23 protein-coding genes are annotated in these 22,696 nt (G+C 42.8%); 1 reads left to right on the top strand and 22 read right to left on the bottom strand.

Annotated elements, in window-relative coordinates; genetic code table 11:
• Positions 1 to 109 precede the first annotated feature (109 nt).
• Positions 110 to 949 (top strand): MurR/RpiR family transcriptional regulator, encoded by an 840-nt coding sequence (locus tag HMPREF1195_RS09540; protein ID WP_023920093.1) that lies wholly within the window; start codon positions 110 to 112, stop codon positions 947 to 949.
• A 98-nt stretch (positions 950 to 1,047) separates the two neighbouring features.
• Here the strand turns inward: HMPREF1195_RS09540 and HMPREF1195_RS09535 are convergent, their stop codons facing one another.
• From HMPREF1195_RS09535 to HMPREF1195_RS09430, 22 genes are all read right to left on the bottom strand, one after another.
• The gene (locus HMPREF1195_RS09535) at positions 1,048 to 1,935 is read right to left on the bottom strand and encodes an ROK family protein (RefSeq protein WP_023920091.1); all 888 of its coding nucleotides are present in this window, start codon (positions 1,933 to 1,935) and stop codon (positions 1,048 to 1,050) included.
• A gap of 15 nt (positions 1,936 to 1,950) precedes the next feature.
• Positions 1,951 to 2,868, bottom strand: a complete 918-nt coding sequence (locus tag HMPREF1195_RS09530; protein WP_023920089.1) for a dihydrodipicolinate synthase family protein — start codon at positions 2,866 to 2,868, stop codon at positions 1,951 to 1,953.
• Between the two features lie 31 nt (positions 2,869 to 2,899).
• Positions 2,900 to 4,006, bottom strand: coding sequence for a Gfo/Idh/MocA family protein (locus tag HMPREF1195_RS09525; protein ID WP_023920087.1), 1,107 nt, complete (start codon positions 4,004 to 4,006; stop codon positions 2,900 to 2,902).
• A gap of 25 nt (positions 4,007 to 4,031) precedes the next feature.
• The gene (locus tag HMPREF1195_RS09520) at positions 4,032 to 4,865 is read right to left on the bottom strand and encodes a carbohydrate ABC transporter permease (RefSeq protein ID WP_037599884.1); all 834 of its coding nucleotides are present in this window, start codon (positions 4,863 to 4,865) and stop codon (positions 4,032 to 4,034) included.
• Positions 4,865 to 5,749, bottom strand: coding sequence for a carbohydrate ABC transporter permease (locus HMPREF1195_RS09515; protein WP_023920083.1), 885 nt, complete (start codon positions 5,747 to 5,749; stop codon positions 4,865 to 4,867). Before HMPREF1195_RS09515 ends, HMPREF1195_RS09520 begins: the two co-directional genes overlap by 1 nt.
• 53 nt (positions 5,750 to 5,802) lie before the next feature.
• Positions 5,803 to 7,152, bottom strand: coding sequence for an ABC transporter substrate-binding protein (locus HMPREF1195_RS09510; RefSeq protein ID WP_023920080.1), 1,350 nt, complete (start codon positions 7,150 to 7,152; stop codon positions 5,803 to 5,805).
• A 113-nt stretch (positions 7,153 to 7,265) separates the two neighbouring features.
• Positions 7,266 to 7,718 (bottom strand): NanQ anomerase/TabA/YiaL family protein, encoded by a 453-nt coding sequence (locus tag HMPREF1195_RS09505; RefSeq protein WP_023920078.1) that lies wholly within the window; start codon positions 7,716 to 7,718, stop codon positions 7,266 to 7,268.
• A gap of 162 nt (positions 7,719 to 7,880) precedes the next feature.
• A complete protein-coding gene (locus HMPREF1195_RS09500; RefSeq protein ID WP_009731987.1) occupies positions 7,881 to 8,579 on the bottom strand; it encodes an N-acetylmannosamine-6-phosphate 2-epimerase in 699 nt (232 codons plus the stop codon).
• A 170-nt stretch (positions 8,580 to 8,749) separates the two neighbouring features.
• Positions 8,750 to 9,136 carry a hypothetical protein gene (locus HMPREF1195_RS09495; RefSeq protein ID WP_023920076.1) on the bottom strand — a complete coding sequence of 129 codons (387 nt, stop codon included), beginning with the start codon at positions 9,134 to 9,136 and terminating at the stop codon, positions 8,750 to 8,752.
• A gap of 158 nt (positions 9,137 to 9,294) precedes the next feature.
• Positions 9,295 to 10,347 (bottom strand): zinc-dependent alcohol dehydrogenase family protein, encoded by a 1,053-nt coding sequence (locus HMPREF1195_RS09490; RefSeq protein WP_023920074.1) that lies wholly within the window; start codon positions 10,345 to 10,347, stop codon positions 9,295 to 9,297.
• Positions 10,348 to 10,510: 163 nt separating this feature from the next.
• On the bottom strand, positions 10,511 to 10,834 hold the full coding sequence (locus HMPREF1195_RS09485) for a hypothetical protein (RefSeq protein ID WP_003009394.1): 324 nt from the start codon (positions 10,832 to 10,834) through the stop codon (positions 10,511 to 10,513).
• Entirely contained in the window at positions 10,834 to 11,139 is a 306-nt protein-coding gene (locus HMPREF1195_RS09480) for a hypothetical protein (RefSeq protein WP_023920072.1), read from the bottom strand. The genes HMPREF1195_RS09485 and HMPREF1195_RS09480 overlap by 1 nt, the downstream gene beginning before the upstream one ends.
• A 9-nt stretch (positions 11,140 to 11,148) precedes the next feature.
• Positions 11,149 to 11,709: a hypothetical protein gene (locus tag HMPREF1195_RS09475; RefSeq protein WP_023920070.1), complete on the bottom strand. Its 561-nt coding sequence runs from the start codon at positions 11,707 to 11,709 to the stop codon at positions 11,149 to 11,151.
• A 252-nt stretch (positions 11,710 to 11,961) separates the two neighbouring features.
• The gene (gene adhE, locus HMPREF1195_RS09470) at positions 11,962 to 14,613 is read right to left on the bottom strand and encodes a bifunctional acetaldehyde-CoA/alcohol dehydrogenase (RefSeq protein WP_023920068.1); all 2,652 of its coding nucleotides are present in this window, start codon (positions 14,611 to 14,613) and stop codon (positions 11,962 to 11,964) included.
• Positions 14,614 to 15,015: 402 nt separating this feature from the next.
• Complete coding sequence (locus HMPREF1195_RS09465; RefSeq protein WP_023920066.1) at positions 15,016 to 16,818, bottom strand: acyltransferase family protein; 1,803 nt, start codon at positions 16,816 to 16,818, stop codon at positions 15,016 to 15,018.
• Positions 16,808 to 17,212, bottom strand: a complete 405-nt coding sequence (locus HMPREF1195_RS09460; protein WP_004219557.1) for an MORN repeat-containing protein — start codon at positions 17,210 to 17,212, stop codon at positions 16,808 to 16,810. Before HMPREF1195_RS09460 ends, HMPREF1195_RS09465 begins: the two co-directional genes overlap by 11 nt.
• A gap of 28 nt (positions 17,213 to 17,240) precedes the next feature.
• On the bottom strand, positions 17,241 to 17,666 hold the full coding sequence (locus HMPREF1195_RS09455) for a low molecular weight protein-tyrosine-phosphatase (protein ID WP_023920064.1): 426 nt from the start codon (positions 17,664 to 17,666) through the stop codon (positions 17,241 to 17,243).
• A 173-nt stretch (positions 17,667 to 17,839) separates the two neighbouring features.
• Positions 17,840 to 18,406, bottom strand: a complete 567-nt coding sequence (locus HMPREF1195_RS09450) for a nucleotidyltransferase family protein (RefSeq protein ID WP_023920062.1) — start codon at positions 18,404 to 18,406, stop codon at positions 17,840 to 17,842.
• Between the two features lie 6 nt (positions 18,407 to 18,412).
• A complete protein-coding gene (gene ruvB, locus HMPREF1195_RS09445; protein WP_021154208.1) occupies positions 18,413 to 19,411 on the bottom strand; it encodes a Holliday junction branch migration DNA helicase RuvB in 999 nt (332 codons plus the stop codon).
• Positions 19,412 to 19,911: 500 nt separating this feature from the next.
• The gene (locus tag HMPREF1195_RS09440) at positions 19,912 to 20,952 is read right to left on the bottom strand and encodes an aldose epimerase family protein (RefSeq protein WP_023920060.1); all 1,041 of its coding nucleotides are present in this window, start codon (positions 20,950 to 20,952) and stop codon (positions 19,912 to 19,914) included.
• An 81-nt stretch (positions 20,953 to 21,033) separates the two neighbouring features.
• Positions 21,034 to 22,203, bottom strand: a complete 1,170-nt coding sequence (locus tag HMPREF1195_RS09435) for an SIS domain-containing protein (protein ID WP_023920058.1) — start codon at positions 22,201 to 22,203, stop codon at positions 21,034 to 21,036.
• 83 nt (positions 22,204 to 22,286) lie between these two features.
• Complete coding sequence (locus HMPREF1195_RS09430) at positions 22,287 to 22,691, bottom strand: PTS sugar transporter subunit IIA (RefSeq protein WP_003002366.1); 405 nt, start codon at positions 22,689 to 22,691, stop codon at positions 22,287 to 22,289.
• Between the last annotated feature and the right edge of the window lie 5 nt (positions 22,692 to 22,696).

The following is a 22,696-nucleotide window of genomic DNA, read 5'->3' as shown; positions in this document are numbered from 1 at the left end:
CAGTATTTCTTGATTTCTTTTACTTGAATAAAGCGGTTAGCCATGTTATAATGTGTAATATATTATAGGAGAATCCTGTTATTTCATTTTGCGAGGAAGGAGGATTGCTGTGAAACAAGATCAAGATTTACGCTCGATTATTGCCAGTCATGAATCAGAGCTGACAGATATGGAACGTGACATTGCCCAATACTTTTTATCGTCAGAAGCGCGACAGCATTCCCTGTCTTCTTCTCGTGTCACTGAGTTGCTTCATGTTTCAAAAGCAGCTTTGACGCGTTTCTCTCAAAAATGTGGTTTCACCGGCTATCGGGAGTTTGTTTATCATTTTAATGAAGAAACCAAGAATCAAAAACAAGTGCAAGATCATGACGAACTTACTCTCAGTGTTTTGCAACGCTACCACCATATCAGTAACGTCACTGAAAACCTAGTAAACGATTCACAATTGGATCGGGTGGCTGAACTGATCGACCAAGCGGACCGGGTCTACTTCTTTGGGATCGGTAGTTCTGGTTTAGTAGCTCGAGAAATGAAATTGCGCTTGATGCGACTGGGCGTCGTTTGTGAGGCTCTGACAGATCAAGATGGCTTTGCTTGGACGACGAGCATTCTCGATTCCTCTTGTCTGGTCATCGGTTTCTCACTATCAGGAAGTACGAGCTCTATTACAGACAGTCTTCTAAAAGCCAAGGAAAAAGGGGCCAAGACGATTCTTATAACTTCTAACCCTGCGGCTATCCACCAAGGATATACAGAGGTATTGCCTGCTGCACCCCTTCCTAGTAGCACCTACATCGATCGAATCTCTGCCATTTTCCCTCTCCTCATCGTAGTGGATTTAGTCTATGCCCATTTCCTCAATAAAAACCGAGAACAAAAAGAAGTCGTCTTTAATAGCTACTGGGAAAACAAAAAACTCTCTAGTCAACGTTCTCGAAAATCTTAATATGGTCTCCCTATTTAAAAAACCATGAAGGTTGGGGCTTCTCTCATCCTTCATGGTTTTTATGATGAAGCAAAAACAAGTCGCCTGTGCGACTTGTTTTATGTTGCATGTTTTTGTCTAAAGTGATAGTAGGCCCCCAACATACCCGCAGCATTTTGATGGTGAGCAAATTCCAAACGGATTTTATCTGCTAGGCTAGGTACAAGTTCGGCGCACAGAGCTTGATAGATTTTTGGTTTGAGGATGGCTTCCTGGGCCATAATCCCCCCTCCAAGAACGATGACCTCTGGATTGACCACGTAGGCGATATTGGCTAATCCTTTTCCAAGGTAGGCCACCATCCGATCAATCCCTGCCATACAGATCTTATCTCCTTCTGTCGCCTGCTTGAAAATACGGCGACCATTCCACTGGTCTGAAGGATCGCCATGGCACGCCGCCACATACTCGACCAAGGCAGTTGTAGAAGCTAAATCTTGAAAGGCGCCATCTGGCAAATGAAGATAGCCAACTTCACAAGCTGAATTGCTAAAGCCATGAAAGACTTGACCATCCAACAGGAGGCAACCGCCAATTCCTGTTCCAATTGTCAGGCAAACAGCATTGTTCGATCCTATAGCATGCCCTGTGGTAACCTCTGCAAGACCAGCACAATTGACATCATTTTCAATCTCACAAGGGAGCTGAAAGGCCTCCTCAATTTCCTTTTTGAATTGAGTGCCAGCATAGTTGGGAATTTGTGGTCCAGCATAAAAGATTTCTCCCTTATCAGGATCCACCATCCCAGCTGAGGAAATCGCAACTCCTGCCAAGGCATGCTTCTTTAAATAACGGGCTACGATTTCTTTCGTTGTCTTAAGAATGTGAGGTCCTCCTTTTTGGGCCTCTGTTGGCATTTCATGGGTCTCTATGAGTTGCCCTTCTGCATCGGCTAGACCATATTTGATACTCGTTCCGCCGATATCAATTACAACATATGGATTCATCTAGACCTCCTTTGATCAAAGGAATCTGTCTTTTGTGTCCTTAATGAGTTGAGCAGCACGTTGGATCACTTCTTGATCCGCTTCTACTACTGCCGTCAAAGGGGAACGAACAGATCCTAATTCCAACCCTTCGTTGATCCGCAATACTTCCTTGATGACTCCATACATGTTTCCATGAGCAGACGTCAAGACTCCGATAATGTCATTGATGGCAAACTGCAAGTCACGCGCAGTCTCCAAGTCTTTCTCAGCAATCAGCTGATTGAGTTTCAAGAAGAGCTCTGGCATAGCACCATAGGTACCTCCAATACCAGCTCCTGCTCCCATCAGACGGCCACCTAAGAATTGCTCATCTGGACCATTAAAGACGATGTGGTCTTCACCACCTAAAGAAGCAAAGGTTTGAATATCCTGCACAGGCATCGAAGAGTTTTTCACCCCAATGACCCGTGGGTTTTTCAACATTTCTTTATAAAGACTCGGTGTCAAAGCCACCCCTGCCAATTGCGGGATATTGTAGATAACAAAGTTTGTGTTTGGCGCTGCTGCGCTGATTTCATTCCAATAGTGGGCTACACTATACTCTGGCAAGCGGAAGTAAATCGGCGGAATGGCCGCAATGGCATCTACTCCTAGGTCTTCTGCATGTCGTGCCAATTCCACGCTATCCTTGGTATTGTTGCAGGCTACGTGAGCGATGATGGTCAATTTTCCTTTAGCCACTGCCATGACTTCTTCCAAGACTAGCTTGCGATCGGCCACGCTCTGGTAAATACATTCGCCGGAGGATCCGTTGACATACAAGCCCTGCACACCTTTCGCGATAAAATATTCTACCAGCGCTCGCACCCGCTCCGGGCTAATTTCTCCTTGGTCATCATAGCAAGCGTAAAAAGCAGGGATGACTCCTTCATATTTTTTTAAATCTGACATTTTTTCTCCTTTTGTCGTATCAGTAATGTTATTAACCCATGATCTCTGATAATTTAACTTTTCGGTCCTCATTAATCGAACGAGTACAAGCATCAGCAGATGCAATTGCTTCTAGCGCCGCTTCTCCGGTTAATAGTTTTTCAAATTCTTTTGATACAGGAGCACCATTCATTATGTCATGAAGGTATTTCATTTCTTTATCAATAACAGATGAAAGCCACAATGGAGTTCGTTTCCCTGGTTTACCATAGGCAATGGCACCATCCATCTCCGTGCTATGATAAATTCTTGTACGGTCATCATCTTCTTCCTGAGATTCATGAATTAAGAAATATGATTCTTTTCCATCTACTTTCAGAGTACCTTTACAATTAAATAGGTCTAATTTTATAGCACCCTTCGTCCCCTGAATCAGAACATAGTGTTCTCCCCAACGATAGGCTGAGCCCCATTCAAGCAAAGCAAATCGCTTACCAGGGAATTCCATATTGACAAAAATCATATCATCTTCATCGCCAAAGTTTTCTCCTTGGTGAGCAACATTTCCGCCTGTCATCGTAACTGTTTCAGGAATCCCTCCCATTAAAAATTGAACGCAATCCAACTCATGAATATGGTGGTAAAGATGTCCTCCTGACTTTTCACGAATTTTTTTCCATGAAATGGATGGTTGTTGTTCTTCCCAGCCATTTCTAGCTGTATGACAGTACAAAACATCTCCAACAACTCCTTGGTTGATCAATTCTTTAGCATGATGAACACCATTAAAGAAATTCATAATATGACCAGCCATGAAAATCACACCATTTTCTTTACATGCTTCTACCATCTCTTTACAATCTTCATATGATAGGGCAATCGGTTTTTCACAAAAAACATTTTTTCCATTCTGAGCAGCTTTAATAACGGGTTCTTTATGCAGATTATTAGGAGAAGCAACAATCACACAGTCCACATCATCACTTTGAACCAATTCATCGAGTGATGAAGCCACTCGGGCACCTAATTCTTCTGCTACAGCTTCTGCATTTTCTGGATCATACACAACTGTAATTACTGCTCCGTCATTTTCTTTCATATATCTTGCCAATTCAGCACCAAAGTATCCTGTGCCAACAACACCATAATTTACAACCATTGTTTTTCTCCTGTTTCTATTTTTACTATTTTACGGATCCTTCAGAAAGACCACTTGCGATTTTGTTTTGGATAATTGAGAAGAAGATGATTGAAGGCAATACCACAATTACAGATGCCGCCATCATATCTCCCCAATCCAGTATTTCCGAACCGTTTAATGAACGCAAAGCTACTGCAACCGTCATCTTGCTTGTATCGTTGATCAAGATCAGTGCGTAAAGGAATTCATTCCATGCATTGATAAAGGTATAGATCGCTGTAGCAACAATACCTGGTGCAACAATTGGCAACACCACTTTATAGAAGGTAACAAATTTATTCGCGCCATCTATTTTTGCTGCTTCCTCGATTCCAATTGGAACGGTTTGGAAGAATCCTACTAACAACCACACTGCATAAGGGACACTAAATGAAAGATAAACAATCATTAAACCAATTAAACTATTGGTTAATCCAACTTTTGCAATAGCAATAGAATAAGGAATTGCCAACAAGATCGGAGGGAAGATATAGGTAATGACTAGCAACCGAGACATGATCGCCCCTAATTTTGGAAAGAAGCGAACAATACCGTAAGCAGCCATTGCAGAAATAATAATAGCGATGACAGTTGTCGTTAATGCGATTAATAAGCTATTTTTTATATTATTTATAAAATGTAGGTCATTAATAACATGCGTAAAATAATCGAGAGTAAACTGTTTAGGCCAAAATCTTGTTGGAAACTGGGTTAATTCACCTTTTCCTTTTACAGAAGATAGAAGGATCCAAATTAAAGGAAAAATTGCGATAATAGTTGAAATAACTAAAACAACATGTGACCCAATATCAAGGAGTACATTTGTTCTTCTCTTCATCATTTTCTACCCTCCTTCTCCCATTTACTAATTACTCCAAAGTAAATGAAACATACTGCCAATAAGAAAATAAATAGCAAGACTGTTACCGCTGAGGCACGCCCAAGAAGTTTTGTTCCCCAACCGAGATTATATGCAAATATTGGCAATGTTGTTGTTGCGTTTGAAGGGCCACCACCAGTAATCAGATAAATAATATCAAAGTTATTAAAGATCCATACTGTTCTCAGTACAACAAGTAATCCGACTACTACTTTAATGTGAGGTAAAATAACAAATCTAAAAACTTGCCAACTGGAAGCTCCATCAATCCTAGCGGCTTCAAACTGTTCCTCCGGAACCGTTTGTAAGGCAGATAGAACATTGACCATGATCATAGGGGCACCAAACCAAATATTAATAAATACTAAACAGATAAAGGCCCAGGTACTTTCTGTCAAAAATCCAGGAACATGATTCATCAGTCCCAATTTCACAATCAAGTTAGGTAGATAACCATATACCCCGTTTAAAATCCATTGCCAAGAAAAGGCAATAACAATTGTTGGGAAGGCCCAAGGAACAATCAACAATGTTCTATATAACTTCTTAAAACGTCTAACTCTGTGCAATGCAAGTGCTAACACAAAACCAACAAGCACTTGTCCCACAAGAGAAAAGACTGTCCATTTAAGGGAGTTGAAGAAGGCATTGTAGAAATTAGGATCCGATAAAACTGCTTTATAATTTGCTAATCCTACAAATTTATACCGCGGCATGATCAAATGTTTGTTTGTAAAGCTAAAATAAATGCTGGAGAAAAATGGGTAAACAAATAATAGTCCAACAATGATAATAGCAGGTAACACAAACACCCATCGAGTCAAATTTCTATTTTTGACCATATGCTTTTTCCTCTCTAAAAACAGAGGCTACATTATTGTAGCCTCTGCTATTATTATTTAACATCAACTGCTACAGTTTCGAATAAATCGTTCAATTGTTTTTCTGCATCCTTAGCAGCCTCCATTGGATCTTTACCATTTGTAATAATATCTTGGAACATTTGTTCAATGATATGTTGGTTTGTTAACATTCCAGCTTGAACACTTGGACCATTTTCATATCCAATAGCTGTACCTTTTTCTGCTGCTTTTGTAATAACTTCTTCTGCATGTTGGAATTTCTTGCGAACGTCATTATCTTTATAGGCTGGATCATCACTAATTCCTTTGATGGCAGGCAACATTCCAACAGGAGTTGAATCTAAGAAGCTAATATAATCTTTCTTTTCATACAAAGATTCTAAGAATGCTTTCGCTACTTCTGGATGTTTGGAATTCTTCCAAACTACCAATGGAATATTAGAAGTTTCAATACCATAATCTTTATCTGATTCTTTTACTTTTGGAATCGGATAGGCGTCAATTGCATCAATCAATTGAGGGCTATTTGCTTGAATACCACCTACATGGAAACCTGAGTTAAAGTCAAAGGCTGTCTTTCCTTGATAGAACAAAGTAGCTTGCTGCAAGACATTAAAGTTCAATGAATCTTTAGGAGAAAATTCCTTGTACATCTTCACCCAATATTTAATTCCATCTTGGGCCAGCTTGCTTGTCAAGTTAGCTTTCAAATCTTTTGTCAACAGACTTCCGCCACCGCTTCGTACGTAGAAATTTAAGAAGCGTGTACCCATCAGGTCATTTGTCCCAAAAGGAACAGACAATCCATAAACTCCATTTTCTTTTAATTTTTTTGAAGCTTCATACAACTGGTCCCATGTTTTTGGAACTTCAATATTATATTGTTTCAATAAATCAGTGCGAACCCACATGACTTGAGCATGTGAATACAAAGGAACAGAATAAAAATTGCCATCAACCTTCGCTTCATCTAATGCTGTTTTATTAAATTTATCTTCTCCGATTTTCTTAACGGTATCATTCAATGGAACTAAGGCATCTGAATTTACCATTTCCATAACTTGGTTTGGCAAAGCTGTACTAATATCTGGAACATTGCCATTTGCTAATCCAGTCGTCCATTTTGTATAGAAGTCATTCCATGAAAATGTCTCAATCTTGATTTTAACTTTTGGATGCTTCTTCATGAACTCATCAGCTGATTTTTGAATACTTTCTAACCGAGGCCCCTGAGTAAATGAGTGCCACATTACAATTTCACCAGATAATTCTCCAGTTTTATTACTTCCTTCTGCATCATTTTTTGAAGATGAACATGCAGTGACAAACAATGCGAATAACGCGAGAACCAAAGCGAAAAGAATTTTCTTACTATTTTTCATTGTTTTCCTCTTTCTGTTTTAAATACAAAATATGTAATCAGCGCTTTGAAGACTTAACTTCTCCGAAAAAACTAACTATATTGCCTATCTCCTCCATTTTCTATTTAAGACATCTAATCAATCGCAATTTTGAATAAATATTTTCTGACTGTTTCTTCCTGACCTGAATAACCATTTGGTTGGTGAGGTTCACCAGGGAAGAAGACTGCAAAATTATGATAGCCCAAATGAAGTGGATAGAATTTCTCACAATGAACAAAGCCAATATCACTTGCTTCATCAAATGGAATAGCTTCATCTAGGATACGGGAACCGTAGCTAGAGAATTCATGCCCTTCAACTAATAAATGAAGGTCGGCATAACGGCGATGATGTTCAAAGCGATTATTTTCATCTTTGTTAAGGGTGTTTTCTTGAACAACGAGAAAGACCTTGTCACCGTCGATATCATATCTCCCTAGCTCAAAAGAATCTTTCCGGTGTTCATAGAGAAAATCAATCGCTTGATCCAGATTAGGATGAATCCCTTTGTACAATTTTATGTTTGTTAAATCATCAAATATCATCTATTTCTCCTTTAACACTAGATTTATGTTACAGAAAGTTAAGCAAATATGACTTCCTTCTTGAAATCTACATCGTTATCCCTTCACTGAAACATTCTCATTAAATGAATTCGACTACTCTCTATTGGGTCTCCTCCTCCTTCAATCTACTGTTTTGTTTTCTCATTTTAAGGCTGCGACAAAGCGCTCGGTGATCTCTTTCGGTCGGGTAATGGCGCCACCTACAACGATCCCGCGAACCCCAAGGTCATGGATTTTCTTGGCCTGATCAGGATAGTGGATCTTGCCTTCTGCGATGACATCCACTCCTGCTTGACAGAGGCTATGGATCAGTTCAAAATCTGGCCCATCAACCTTCGGACTGTAGTCCGTATAGCCCGAAAGGGTCGTTCCGACAAAGTCTACTCCCGCTTCGACAGCTGTCAATCCTTCTTCCAGAGTAGAGGTATCAGCCATCAAGAGTTGGTCTGGATATTTCTCTTTGACTTGATGGATAAAGTCACTAATCGAAAGTCCATCATGACGTGGACGTTTGGTACAATCAAGCGCAATGACCGCGATATCCAAAGCTGCCAACTCATCGACTTCTTTCATAGTAGCCGTGATAAAGGGTTCTTCAGGTGGGTAATCGCGTTTGATAATCCCAATGATCGGTAACTTGGTCACTTCCTTGATTTCCTTGATATCCCGGACACTATTGGCTCGGATTCCGACAGCTCCACCCTGCTCAGCCGCTTTGACCAAGAGAGGAATGACTCCTCCTGCTTCTGTATAGAGCGGTTCATGAGGGAGAGCTTGACAAGAAACAATGATGCCGTCTTTGATTTGTTCAATCAGTTCATCTTTTGTAATCTTTGACATAACTCCTTCTCCTTTGATAATAAGGCAACTCGAGTACTTGTAAATTGATTATAATCTATTTTTAAAGCGCTTACAATATTAATCGTGCAATTGGATTATAGTTTCACATTTTATGGGAAAATAAAAAGATCTCTGAAACTAGTTTCAGAGATCTAGGACATGGTGATTCCCTAAGCCATCTTTTGAGTCGCTTTTTCCTTTACGACAAATACAAAGCCAATAGAGCCGACGACGGCTCCAAGCAAGATCCAATAGACCATATCCGATGAAGCGATCGGGCCTGCCAAGAGACCAGCTAAGACAAAGAGATCGATATACAGTCTGATATCCCGGTAGAAGTTCCAATTGAAGTGGTAGCTTCCTTCAGGGTACTGACGTGTCGATACAGGCGGTTGAAAGACCTGCAACAGAATCAAAATCCCAACAAAAGCAAGATAAGCTAGGCTAACTACCGAAAGCGGAGCCTGCATCATCAAAGCTACAGCCGCTAAAAGCAAGACCAAGATCCAGAAATGGAAGTCCATCCAGAATTCATGATGATAACGAAACCGTTTCATAAGATCACACCTTTCTCTTTATGTAATCGTTTTCTGCACTTATATTATAAGACATCAAATTTATTTTGCAAGGAATCATCGGCTATTTGGGGTTGAAAATAGGACCAGAATTTCTCTGGTCCATCTAAAAAAACTATGAACAAATATTAGTTGCCACTTCATTTACTGATATCATTTTCGATAATGACCTTGAGTGCGTGGTTTTCACCCGCGTGTTTAAAGACATCATAGGCTTTTTCAACTTCTGAGAGTTTGAAGTGATGGGTGATAAGCTTGGTTGCATCGATCTTGCCTGATTTCAAGACATTGAGCAACATTTCAGTGGTATTGGCGTTGACAAGACCGGTGTTAAGGGTAATGTTCTTGATCCACAATTCGTCCAAATTGAAGCTAACCGGTTTTCCGTGAACACCGACATTGGCAATATGACCACCGACAGAGATGACGTTTTGGCAGACATCAAAGGTAGCAGGATAACCCACACATTCCATAGAAATATCAACCCCACGGCCATCCGTCACTTCATTGATAAAGGCCTTGATTTCCGCAATATCGCTGGAGCAGATGGTGTGAGTTGCCCCAAATTTCTTAGCTGCTTCAAGACGAGATTCAGATAAATCCACCATGATAATCGTAGCTGGTGAGAAGAATTGAACGGTCAAAAGAGCCGCAAGGCCAATCGGACCAGCTCCAACGATACAGACATTGTCCCCTGGTTTCACATGAGATGGGAGGACCCCAATTTCATAAGAGGTTGGGAGAATGTCTGAGAGCATGACCAAGGCTTCGTCATCCACCGTTTCAGGCGCATGATAAAGACTGCCATCCGCATGTGGAATATGGACATACTCTGCTTGGGTTCCGTTGATCAAGTGACCCAAAATCCAACCACCATCTTCACAGTGAGAAGGAAGACTACGTTTACAGTAGTAGCAGGTGTTACAAGCTGTGACACAAGAGATAATGACCTTGTCGCCCACCTTGAAGTTGGTAACCGCATCACCGACTTCTTCAACAATCCCAATTCCTTCGTGACCTAAAATCGTGCCTTCTTTACAAGCTGGAACATCTCCTCCTAGGATATGAAGGTCTGTCCCACAGATGGTTGTCTTCAAGACACGCACAATGGCATCCGTTGGGTTTTTGATCACTGGTTTTGGTTGGTCAATCAGTTGCAGATTGCCTGCAGAGACATAGGTTGCAGCTTTCATAAGCGACTCCTTTTCTTTGTTGGTTTGATAAAACCATTTTATTTTCGTTTCTTTGTGAATATTATAACATATTAAGTAAACGCTTACAAGAATTTATGAGCACATTTTTAAAAGTTTTTTGAGCAAACAAAAACATTCCTCTTATCTCTACCAGAGGAATGTTTCAATCACCTTGTTCTAATTGTTGGCGCTGCTTATAGTACTCTTGCTGCTCGCGCTCACGCTCTTCTTCTAAACGCTCTTCATAGCGCTTGAGTTCTGCCTCAAACTCTTCTTGCAAGGCAAATAAACGCTCCAAGCCACTTTGAGCCTCCGCACTTGGGGCTTGAAAATGCAGGGCACTCAGCCAGTCTACTAAATTTTCTGTATGTTGGCGGACATCCATACGCATATCCGCATAATCCCACTCCAACTCGCTCAGTTTCTGGTTGAAGCGGTAATGTCGATCTTCTAGTTGTTCTAATTCACTATTTCCTGAATGGTACATCACATACCTCCTTTAATCGGACTCAATAAAATCGGCTTTTTCACTGATTTCAGTGCTGCTTCTGCCGCGTCCGCTGCTCCTCCTGTAAATCCATCTTTCAAATCATTAACTAGAGTTGTTGTAGCAAAAGAGCGCATTTTTTCGGATTGACCGCTCAAAGTCACCTGCAAACTCATCCCTTCCAACATCATCAAAGCTTTTTGCGTTGCAATCAAACTCCGAATTGCAATCCGCTCTTGCTCCTTTTTAATCTCTCGATGGAGCTCCTCAATACGTTCTCTATCCTCTCCCAGGATCTCTAACATCTTTTTCTCCTACTTATGAAAATCAAAGGCCGCTGCTTGTCCCTTGTCCAAGTCTACCAATTGGGCTGATGCAGCCTCCAGTTGCCCTGCCAAATCTGACAGACGTGTCGAGTAGGCCTTTGCTTGGGCCAGGTTTTCCGCCTCGACCGCTTGGTCCCAGCAAGTATCCATGGAGAACTCTCCTAATAGTTGCTCCACTTCTGCGTCTGTCAAAAATTGGGCCATGCTGTGGGCCATTTGAGACACCTCAGCGACCTTATGAGAAACCGTCTCCTTGGCCACTTCTAGCTGGTCTTTGAGCTCGGCCTCAAAGACCGTCGCTTGCGCTGAAGCATTTTGTGCTACTGCCAGTACCAATTCCTCTCGTAATCGAATGGTCTGGGTACCAGATGCCCCTGCCAATTGCTGATGGAGACTCGGAATGCTGGGCTTTTCCTGCCCATACATGGAGACCACCGAAGCAGATGATGGCTGATTTTCTGAAGCGGACGTTGCCCGATCTCGTTGGGGCATTTCAATAATTTTCTGTGCCTGATCTTGTCTTCCTTGCACGTCACCTTCTAACTCCATTTGAGATGGCCTCCTTTCTTGGATTTATTTTTTCGTTTCCTATAACTGAAAAAGGATCATAACCCTTCAGCTACAGGCAGATTCATACACTATAGGGTAACATAAAATAGCTCGGAATGCTATAAAAATAACACAATTTTTGAAAAAAAGTCTAATTTTTTATGAAAAAACGAGTTTTGGACCCAAATAGCAAAAATCCCCCACTTTTACGAGTGAGGGATAGCTGATAAACATCAGTTGTTCCTTGGCGTCTTATTTACGACGTCCTGGACGTTCCTTGTAACCATAGTAAGCATCTTCGATGATTTCTTGCATATGGTCTACCATTGGAAGACGTGGATTAGCTGGTGAACATTGATCTTCGTAAGCAAGGAAGGCCAATTCACGAGAATGTTTCTTCCATTCTTTTTCATCGATGCCTTGTGCTTTGAAGTTCATTTCGATACCACAGCGTTCACCGAGTTCGTATACAGCTTTTGCGTAAGCATCAACGGCTTCTTCTGGTGTAGAGCATGGAAGTCCTAACATACGAGCGATATCTTGGTATTTTTCATCTGCACGGTAGTAGTTGTACTTAGGCCATGTAGCTGTCTTGGCTGGACGTGTACCGTTGTAACGGATAACGTATGGAAGTAAGATCGCATTGGTCCGTCCGTGAATGGTGTGGAATTGCGCACCGATCTTGTGGGCCATTGAGTGAGAAATACCGAGGAAGGCATTGGCGAAGGCCATACCTGCGATCGTTGACGCATTGTGCATCTTTTCGCGTGAATGGAAGTCCGCGTTCTTCACTGAGCTTTCCAAGTTTTCGAAGACAAGTTTAATGGCTTGAAGAGCAAGACCATCTGTGAAGTCGCTAGCCATTTGTGATACGTAAGCTTCTGTCGCGTGCGTCAAGACGTCCATACCAGTGTCTGCTGCAACAGATCCAGGAACTGTCAATACCAAGGCAGGGTCTACGATGGCTACTGTTGGAGTCAATGAGTAGTCTGCGATTGGGTATTTACGGTTGTTTGCTTTATCAGAGATAACGGCAAATGGAGTTACTTCAGATCCTGTACCAGATGTTGTTGGGATGGCGATGAATTTCGTCTTCTTACCAAGCAATGGGAACTTGAAGGCACGTTTACGGATATCCATGAATTTTTGAACCAAGTCACGGAAGTCCACTTCTGGTTGTTCGTAGAAAAGCCACATAACTTTGGCCGCATCCATTGGTGACCCACCACCCAGAGCAATGATAGTATCTGGTTTGAAGGCACGCATGATCTCTGTACCACGTTCAACAGTTGTGATATCTGGATCTGGTTCTACATCTGCAAAGATTTGGTAAACCACCTTGTTGCGACGAAGGTCAAGCTGTTCGATGATACGATCAAGGAAACCAAGCTCTACCATAGCGTGGTCTGTAACGATCATGACACGTTCAACGTCACGACATTTTTGTAGGTATTCAATTGAATCACGTTCAAAGTATGTTTTTGAAGGAAGTTTCATCCATTGCATGTTATTTCTCCGGCGTCCGACTTTTTTGATATTCAAGAGGTTGATGGCACTAACGTTGTCCCCAACAGAGTTGCGTCCGTAAGAACCACATCCAAGTGTCAATGATGGCAAGAAGGCATTGTAAACATCCCCGATACCACCGAAAGTCGAAGGAGAGTTGCAGATCACACGAATGGCTTTAACTGCTTTACCAAATTCTTTGGTCAATTCTTCATCAGCAGTATGGATGGCTGCTGAGTGGCCAAGACCGTTGAATTCAACCATTTGGCGAGCTTTGTTAATTCCGTCTTCACGGCTTTCAGATTTCAAAACAGCGATGACTGGTGACAATTTTTCACGAGTCAACGGTTCTTTTTCACCAACTTCTTTACATTCTGCCGCAAGGATATTGGTTCCTTCTGGTACAGAGAAGCCAGCTTGTTCAGCGATCCATGCTGCTGGTTTCCCAACGATGTCCGCATTTAATTTCGCACCAGCGCAGTTCTTGCTGTTGGCTTTTACGCCGAAGCAGAACTCTTCAAGAAGGGCTTTTTCTTTTTTGTTGACAAAGTAAGTATGGTAAGATTTGAATTCTTCAACAAACTCATCGTAGATTTCTTTATCGATGATAACCGCTTGTTCAGACGCACAGACCATACCGTTGTCAAATGATTTAGACATGACGATATCGTGTGCTGCTTGGCGGATATTGGCTGATTTTTCAACATAAGCAGGTACGTTTCCGGCACCGACCCCAAGAGCTGGTTTTCCACAAGAATAAGCGGCTTTTACCATGGCGTTACCACCAGTCGCAAGGATCGTAGCAACTCCTTCATGGTTCATAAGGGCACTAGTTGCTTCCATAGAAGGTTGGGTAATCCATTGCACACAGTTCTCAGGTGCTCCAGCTGCAATTGCCGCATCGCGTACGATTTGTGCCGCATGAGCAGATGATTCTTGAGCAGATGGGTGGAAGGCAAAGACGATAGGGTTCCGTGTTTTCAATGAAATCAAGGCTTTAAAGATTGCTGTTGAAGTAGGGTTGGTTGTAGGAGTGATCCCGCAGACAACTCCGACTGGCTCTGCAATCAGAGTTAAACCAGTGACGTCATCTTCTGAAATGACACCAACTGTCTTGGTGTGACGCATGTTGTTCACAACGTGTTCACAAGCGAATAAGTTTTTTGTTGCCTTGTCTTCAAAGACCCCACGACCAGTTTCTTCATAAGCATGAAGAGCAAGCTCACCGTGTGCGTCAAGAGCAGCTACAGATGCTTTCGCTACAATGTAGTCCACTTGCTCCTGGTTCAATTTGCGCATTTCTTCAAGCGCCACCAGCGCTTTTTGCACCAACTCGTCTACGTGTTTTTCAGCAGCGAGTTTCTTTTCTTCAGGTGAGAGAGTTTTTTTATCAGCCATTTGATGCTTTCCTCCAATGTTTGAAACCCTTATCCTTTTCTAGAACTTTTTCATGTTTTCGGAAATTTTCAAGAATAGTGTAAGAAATTTCGATTTGTTAATTATTTCACAATATAATTGTACTCTATTTTGAGATTTTTGTAAACACTTCCAAGCAACTTTCACAAAGAATTTTTCGAAGTTTGTGAAAACTTTATCAATCGTATTGCTGTGAAAGCAATTCTTTAGCAAAATTGTGAAGAAATAATTAAAAAATTTTTTTCTTCACAAAGTGATATTTTCAATTGATTTTTGTAAGCGTTTTCTTAATCTTACTAAAAAAAGCAGCTTTTTACAAGTAAAAAGTTGCTTTTTGTTTTATTTTGTTAGGATTTGTTTTGTTTCAGTTTCAGAGAAGCATTGTTACTTCTTGACCGGACCCTTTTCGGCCTTATCAAGGGCTTCTTTGACTGTTTGAGCATAGAGTTCCCCACCATTGGTTTCCATATTGAAGTGAACAGAGTCTGTTCCCACCCAAATGTTTGGATTTTCAATTGCTACTTGGTACCAGTCCGCAATGGTGATAAAGTCGTATTTCTTAGCTAGTTCCAACTCATAAAGACGCGTTTGAACCGATTCACTGGACTGATCGTTGGCATAGCGCCCATCATATGGTGTCACAAGGATCAAGCGACGGCCTTTTGGAAGTTTCTCAACATACTGATCCAGCAATTCTTTGTAGTTGCTTACAGTATTGGTTCCTAGGGCAATGACCACATTTTTTAGGAGAACTTTATTGGAGATATCGGTCTCAAAGACCTTCATTCCATTTTCCAACTGACGGCTCACCACTGCATCGATCTGGATGCCCGGGATCGCTTTGGTTAGGTAGTCCTGCGCTCGCAAGTTAACCGAATCACCGATCATGGTCACACCATTTGAGACGTTATAGTCTGTTGCAGTCGCATTGTCCACTTGCGTCCGTGTGACCTGCATTTTGCTGTCTGCTTGATTGAGCCCACTCACTACCAAACTCTCATCAAAAGCTCCGACGGTTGGTGCAAAGGCAGAGATTCCAATCATCAAGAGAGCCAGAGGAATCATGAGGTAAAAGATCGGTTTGGTCAAAAAACTGAGATCCATCTTCATACCAAAGACACGAGGCTCTTTGCCTGCAATGGTTGGCTCCAAAATATAGAAAGACAGAGCCGTTAAAATCAAGGAAACGATCGTCGTCACAAGGGCTGCCATCATATTTCCCAAATGTTGAGAGAAGATGATAAAGAAAGGCCAGTGGAAAAGGTAGACACCATAACTGGTATCTGCCAAGAAATTGAGGATGGCTGGTTCTTTTTTATCTGGAGTCTTTTCATGGAGAATGCGGGCCGACAGAATCATGGCACAAGCTGCGATTGTCGCTGCTAAAAAGCCAAATAGATAGGTCCACAAGCTATCAAATGGTAAGAAAAGACTGAGCACGAACAAGAAGGCAAAGCTTCCACCCAAGACCGACAAGGTCTTTTTCATGCTCCAAGACTGCACCAGCTTTGTAAAGTTCGGACTGACATTGGCAATCCCTGTCACCGTTGCTAGGCATGATCCCGCAAAGAAGGGGAAGATGTGAGTGAAGCTAGAAAAATAGATGGTGGAGAAATTAGCTGTCAGAAAGGCACGGATGAACATGGACAAGAAGGTGAAGAGAAAGAGCCCGCTGGATGCTAGGAAGAGCATGCCTCGGTACTTTCCAACCGTCTTAGCCCGCTTAGCCAAGAACCATGCCAAAAGTGCCCAGAGCACATAGTAATGCACTTCTAGAGCCAAACTCCAGGTATGAAGGAAGAGATGCGGAATGAAGTTACTTTCGTAACTACCACCCGTTGCCATCTCAAAGAAATTAGTCACAAAACCGAAGACCGCCGCAATCTGAGTCCCAATACCAGCCACGTAGTCCCGTTGGACCATAAAGGTAAAGGGCATCACGACCAAGACCATAAAGACAAGGGGTGGTACGATCCGGTAAAAGCGCCGTTTCAAGAATGCCAGGTAGTCGATTCCTTGCTTGCGCGCAAATTCATCGATCAAGAGCGCTGTAATCAAAAATCCTGAGAAGGTGAAGAAAATATCTACCCCAATGAAGCCTCCAGGAAAGGCCTTTTGGAAGAAATGGTAAAGCAATACCAATAAGAGTCCTGTAACACGGACTAGTGAAAACCATTTAATGCGCATTTTGATAAATCCCCTGCTTGAATGTTCCTTTGTATACGACGTTGGCTTCTGTGGTTAAGGTGCCTTTGCCCTCCGGCTGGCCATTAACAAACTGCCCTTCATAGGTCCAACCATCCTTGGACTTAAACTTACCATAGCCACTAAAAGAGCCGTTGACGAGGTTACCTGTATAGGTATCCCCATTTTTAAAGGTGACGGTTCCCTTGCCATTCATCTTGCCACGGACCAAACTTCCGTCGTAACGGATCGCCCCCTTATCCAAGGTCAAAACACCCTGACCTGGAATGGCTGAAAGGAAAACCATCAAAGCAGATAGAATAATCACGACTAATGCTGCTATTTCTAAATTTTTTCGTGTTAGATAGACCTTATAAGTCTCATAAAATTCTTTCATATTCTGTATTCTCTCACATATCAAACTCTTAGGAAGTTGCTAGCTGATCCAACCAGGCCTTACAGCCGCTCAGGACTCTGGAATAGGTCTCCTCAAAATCACCGGTATACCACGGATCTGGCACACTTTCAGCAGCAAAAAGATGAATCTTGTGCTCTGTCCCCGCAGGAGCCATTTGCTTCAAATCTGCCACATTATTTTCGTCCATCCCTAGAATCAAATCAAAGTTGTAAAAATCCTCTTCTTTGATCTGTAAAGAAGTCTTGGCTGGATCATAAGGGACCTGGTATTTTTGAAAGATTCTCTGGGTTCCCCGATGGATGGGATTGCCATGTTCCCAGCTAGAGGTGGCACGGCTTTCAATCTCATACTGATCTGTCAAATCCTTCATGACAAACTCCGCCATGGGGCTCCGACAAATATTTCCTAAGCAGACAAAGACGATTTTTTTCATGATTCCACCTAACTCCTTGTTCGGACTGCCCAACCTAGCTGAGCTCTTGGCTTTCCACTATGGAAAACCAGCATACTATTACTATTATAACAAAAATGTGACAGAAAGATGACAAAGTGGCTCCATCATTTTAAAGAAAAATCAGATTCCTTTTTCAAATCTGATCTGTTTCTCTATTTTGGAAAACGAACCTCTAATGGAGGCCATTTACTCTGCCAATTTTTCTTTTTCATACGCTCTGTATAAACCGCTAAACGCTCTGAACTGGCTAAAAAATGTGGAGTCGGCTGAACGATGAAGTCTTCGATATCCCTTGTCCCATAAGGGAGAAAGAGCTCTAGCAGATCGTCTTTCCTTAAGCGAACCGCAAGAGCCGTACACTGCTCGGGGTATTTGGAAACCGCATCGCAAGAACTAGTGTAGGGAGCTGTCCCTGGGCTATGTTGGTGCATGTAGACTTGGTTTTTGACTTCCCAAGCGTACTGGGGATAGGTCCTCTTTAATTCTTGCTCGATCTGCAGAGTCTCCTCATAGCTGATCTCAGGGTCATAAAAGACTAGATCCATATCGGTTGTCCCATCAAACTCAGGTCTTCCAGAGAGCTGGTTCCAGATGAAATTGCGCACCGCGCCTGCTGCTAACCAGGCATCTGCCAGGTCGAGATCTCGAATAATAGTCAAGACGGCCATCATCTCTTGATCCGCTTGGATCTGTTCTACTATCGCTTCTTCCGTCAGCATCTTCTTCTAGTCTCCATTATAGGGATAACCCAGGTGTTCATAGGCCTTGCGGGTTGCCACGCGCCCTGTCCGCGTCCGCATGATAAAGCCTTTTTGAATCAGGTAAGGCTCATACATATCTTCTACAGTCTCCCGCTCTTCAGCAATATTGACCGATAGGGTTCCAAGGCCGACCGGGCCACCTCCGTACATCTCAATCATAGTGCGCAGGATCTTTTGATCGACATAGTCCAGCCCTTCATGATCCACATCCAGCATGGAAAGGGCCTTGTCGGTAATGGTGTCATCAATCAAGCCATCGCCCATAATCTGTGCAAAATCACGCACCCGTTTGAGCAAACGGTTGGCAATCCGAGGAGTCCCACGACTACGAAGAGAAAGCTCTTCGGCAGCTTCGTGGGTGATCTCCATCTCAAAGATCTCGGCGGTCCGCTCGACAATCTCTGTCAGATCATCTTGCTCGTAGTATTCCATATGCCCCGTAATTCCAAAGCGAGCGCGCAAGGGATTGGACAGCATACCCGCTCGCGTCGTCGCCCCAATCAAAGTGAAAGGAGGAAGGTCCAGATGGACACTCCGGCTGCTCTCGCCAGCGCCAATCATAATGTCGATATAAAAATCTTCCATGGCGCTGTAAAGCACTTCTTCAACCGACATAGGAAGACGGTGGATCTCATCAATAAAGAGAACATCCCCCGGCTCTAGGTCATTAAGAATGGCTACCAAGTCACCAGCCTTTTCAATGACAGGACCCGAAGTCTGCTTGAGATTGACGCCCAGTTCATTGGCAATGACAAAAGCCATGGTGGTTTTCCCAAGGCCTGGAGGGCCAAAAAGAAGGACATGATCCAGCGCTTCATCCCGAAGCTTAGCCGCCTCAATAAAGATTTTCAGCTGGTCCTTGACCTTATCCTGACCAATATATTCATGTAAATATTGCGGGCGCAGCGTCCGTTCAACAGCCTCTTCGTCGCCCATGATTTCATTGTCTAAAATTCTACTCATACAGTCTATTATAGCAAAAAATGACGTCTCTGATGATTTAAAATCATATTCTATTCGATATATTACTAATTATTGATTGTCGGTTTTCGGAACCGATTTTCCTCTTAAAATAACTTGTTTCTTTTTAAGGATCGTAGTTCTCACTACTGTTCGAACTGCGTCAACGTACCTAAACTCGCTAACGTTTGTAAAAAATAAGGAACGTAGTTTTCGCTTCGCTCAAACTGCATCAATATCTCTAAATTCGGCTGAACTCTCTGAGTTCACCTCATTAAGAGATATAGAAAAGCCACCGGTTTTGGTGGCTCTTATAGGGAGATTATTATGAAAAAGTTTTAGGAGTTTTATCATTCAAAGTTAGGAGGTCTTTGATGATGGTATTAGTATACGATAGGAAGCTTAAACTTTCCTTATAGTTTTTCTAAAAAATTTTTTCGAGAAAAAGAGGAGGTCTCAGGCAAAGATTTCACATCCTTGTTTGGCCACTCCCCCTTTTCTTATTATTTTTTTACGATGGCATGGTAGCTAGTCTTACTGATAAAGACTTGACCTGCTCTCAGGATGACCCTCTCAGCCTGGTCACTGTGAATGGCATCTGGCACTGTTTGAAATTCGAGCGCCAAGCCATTGTGCTGAACCATTGGTTGGCCTTGCAGACGAACGGTTTCATCTACGAAATTGGCAGAATACACCACCAAGGCGGAAGCCTCTGACTTGAAAGTCAAAAAGCGCCCAGACGGCTGATGGTAAAGAAAGCCAGCATTTTCATGTCCATCTGGTAGAGCGAAAGGATGGTCCAATCCTTCTACCAGGCGGATTTGCGGATCTGAATCCTTAAAGAGATCCTCTAAGAGCATGGCTTGGTAGAGATGCTGAACGATTGGACTTTCTCTATCTACGGTCTGAAGAGGGACGCCATCTGGGTGGATAGGGTAAAGCCCTTTATGATTGATCTGAAAGACATGGTCATGAATTGGCTGAGTGAAGTTGCCTGATAGGTTGAAATAGCTGTGGTTGGTCGGGTTGACCAAGGTGTCTTGATCCGTTTCTACCCGATAAGCAATCTCGAATTCACCATCTTCCGTTAAACCATAGGTCACCCAGATCTTGAGATTTCCAGGAAAACCGCCTGTCCCATCCGCCCGTTCTGTATAGAGAGTGATTCCTTGATCCGTTACCGACTCCACGCTAAACAAGGCGCTGTCCCAACCCGTCGACCCACTGTGGTTGCAGTTGGCACCGTTATTAACTTCCAAGTGATAGGTCTCTCCATTGAGTTCAAAACTGGCGCCTGCAATCCGACCCGCTACCGGGCCAATACTAGCCCCATATTTAGGGCTATTGCCCACATAGTCCTCAAAGCGATCAAAGCCTAGAATAATATTCGTAAACTGGTCTTCTTTATCAGGCGTCACATATTCTAAGATCGTCGCCCCATAGGTCATGACAGATAATTGGTAACCCTTGTCATTTTCGAGGCGATAAGCCCGAACCTCTTGATTCTGCCATTCCCCAAACACGCTTTCTTGATACTGTTTCACAAACCTTCTCCTCTCACTGTTTTTCTCCATTGTATCAGTTTCACAAGAAGAAACACTCCACTTTTTATAGAAAATTAGTGGTTATTCTTTATGAAATGGATGAATGATCACCCCTTGAACAACCCGATTGACAGTACCAGTTGGTGATGGCGTGTCTGGGCGATTTTGCACCTTGAGCGAAGTCAAGAGAGAAATCAACTGACCGTAGATAATGTATGGGAAGGCACGGTAGATATCTAGGGAGTCTGCTGATGCTTTCACCAACACTTCCCGTACATGCTCGATCCCTGCAGCTTGATCGGTCAAGAGGACAACTTGACGGGCAATCCGATCCCCTGCAACTTCTCGAACCAAGTCCAGATCATACTGACGGGTATAAGGATCAATGGCTCCAAAGACCAAGATGAGGGTCTGATCATTGATGAGGGATTTTGGACCGTGACGGAATCCGACAGGACTCTCATACATGGTTGCGATTTTGCCTGCCGTTAATTCCAAAATCTTGAGCTGGGCTTCATGGGCTAGGCCAAAGAAAGGTCCTGCTCCCAGATAGATCACGCGCTCAAAGTCTAGATCGACCACTTCCTTGACCGCACGGTCCTTCTCCAAGATTTGCTCAGATAGATCAACCAGCTCTGCTACTCGTTTTTCCTTGATCTCTTCTTCACTTGGATCAAAAACCAAGAGAGCTGTCAAAAGCATAGAGGTAAAGCTAGAGGTCATCGCAAAGCCGGCATCATTGGTTTCTTTAGGTTGGAGAAGCAAGAGATTGCGCTCATCTCCGTGGGCTTGCTGGGCCAGTTTTCCTTCTTCGGCACAGGTAATGGTGATCTGATAGAGCTCATCAACCAAGTCTTGAGCCAACTGCACGGTGGCGACACTTTCTGGCGAATTGCCACTCCGGGCAAAAGATACTAAAACAGTCGAAACCTCTTTTTTCAAATAGGTTTGAGGATGAGCTACGATATCCGTCGTCGCAATGGATTGAAAATTCCAGTGGCGTTCATCGTGCACTTCCTGCAAGTAAGGAACCAAGGTATCCCCCACATATGCTGAGGTTCCTGCCCCTGTCAAGATGACCTTGATATAGTCATGCTCTTGCCCAATCTTTTCTAAGAAAGCTTTGATTTCCGCTTTTCTTTCTTGGTACAAGCGAGCCGTTTCTTTCCAAACACTTGGTTGTTGGTAAATCTCACATGTTGTGATCTCTGCTCCTAGCTCCTGCAAGTCTTCTTTTGTATAGTCTAACATAGAACCTGTTGTTCCTTTCTACAATCTAACGTTGATAAATGGGAAAGGAGCCTGAGATGATGCTCCCAGACTCCCATACCAACCTACTCATCTTCATCATCATCAAGGTTTGACAAGAGGTCATTGACCTTGACAATACTTTCTTTTGCACGTTCAGGGTAGTCCCCTTCATTACCAGTCAGGCTACTATTGATGAATTCGATAACCATCGGAAGATTCATCCCTGCGTATAAGTCAATCGCACGTCCTTCAAGGATCAAGCGGCTCACGGTGTTGCAAGGAGTTCCTCCCAAGAGATCGGCAAATACAATATAGTCTTCTAGACCTTGGACTGTTGCTTCGAATTTAGCAGTAAAGTCTTCTGGTCCTTCTTCTGGTAAGAGTGCAACCGTATGGATGGATTCTTGTGGTCCCATAATCATCTCTGTGCTCGCTTTGAGCTCTTCACAAAAGCGACCATGGCTGACCAATACTAACTCTTTTGCCATACCTT

This window comes from Streptococcus parasanguinis CC87K, from assembly GCF_000507765.1.
GTDB lineage: Bacteria > Bacillota > Bacilli > Lactobacillales > Streptococcaceae > Streptococcus > Streptococcus parasanguinis_J.
The sequence above is the reverse complement of the archived record's forward strand: the minus strand, read 5'-3'. Positions and strand labels throughout refer to the sequence as shown.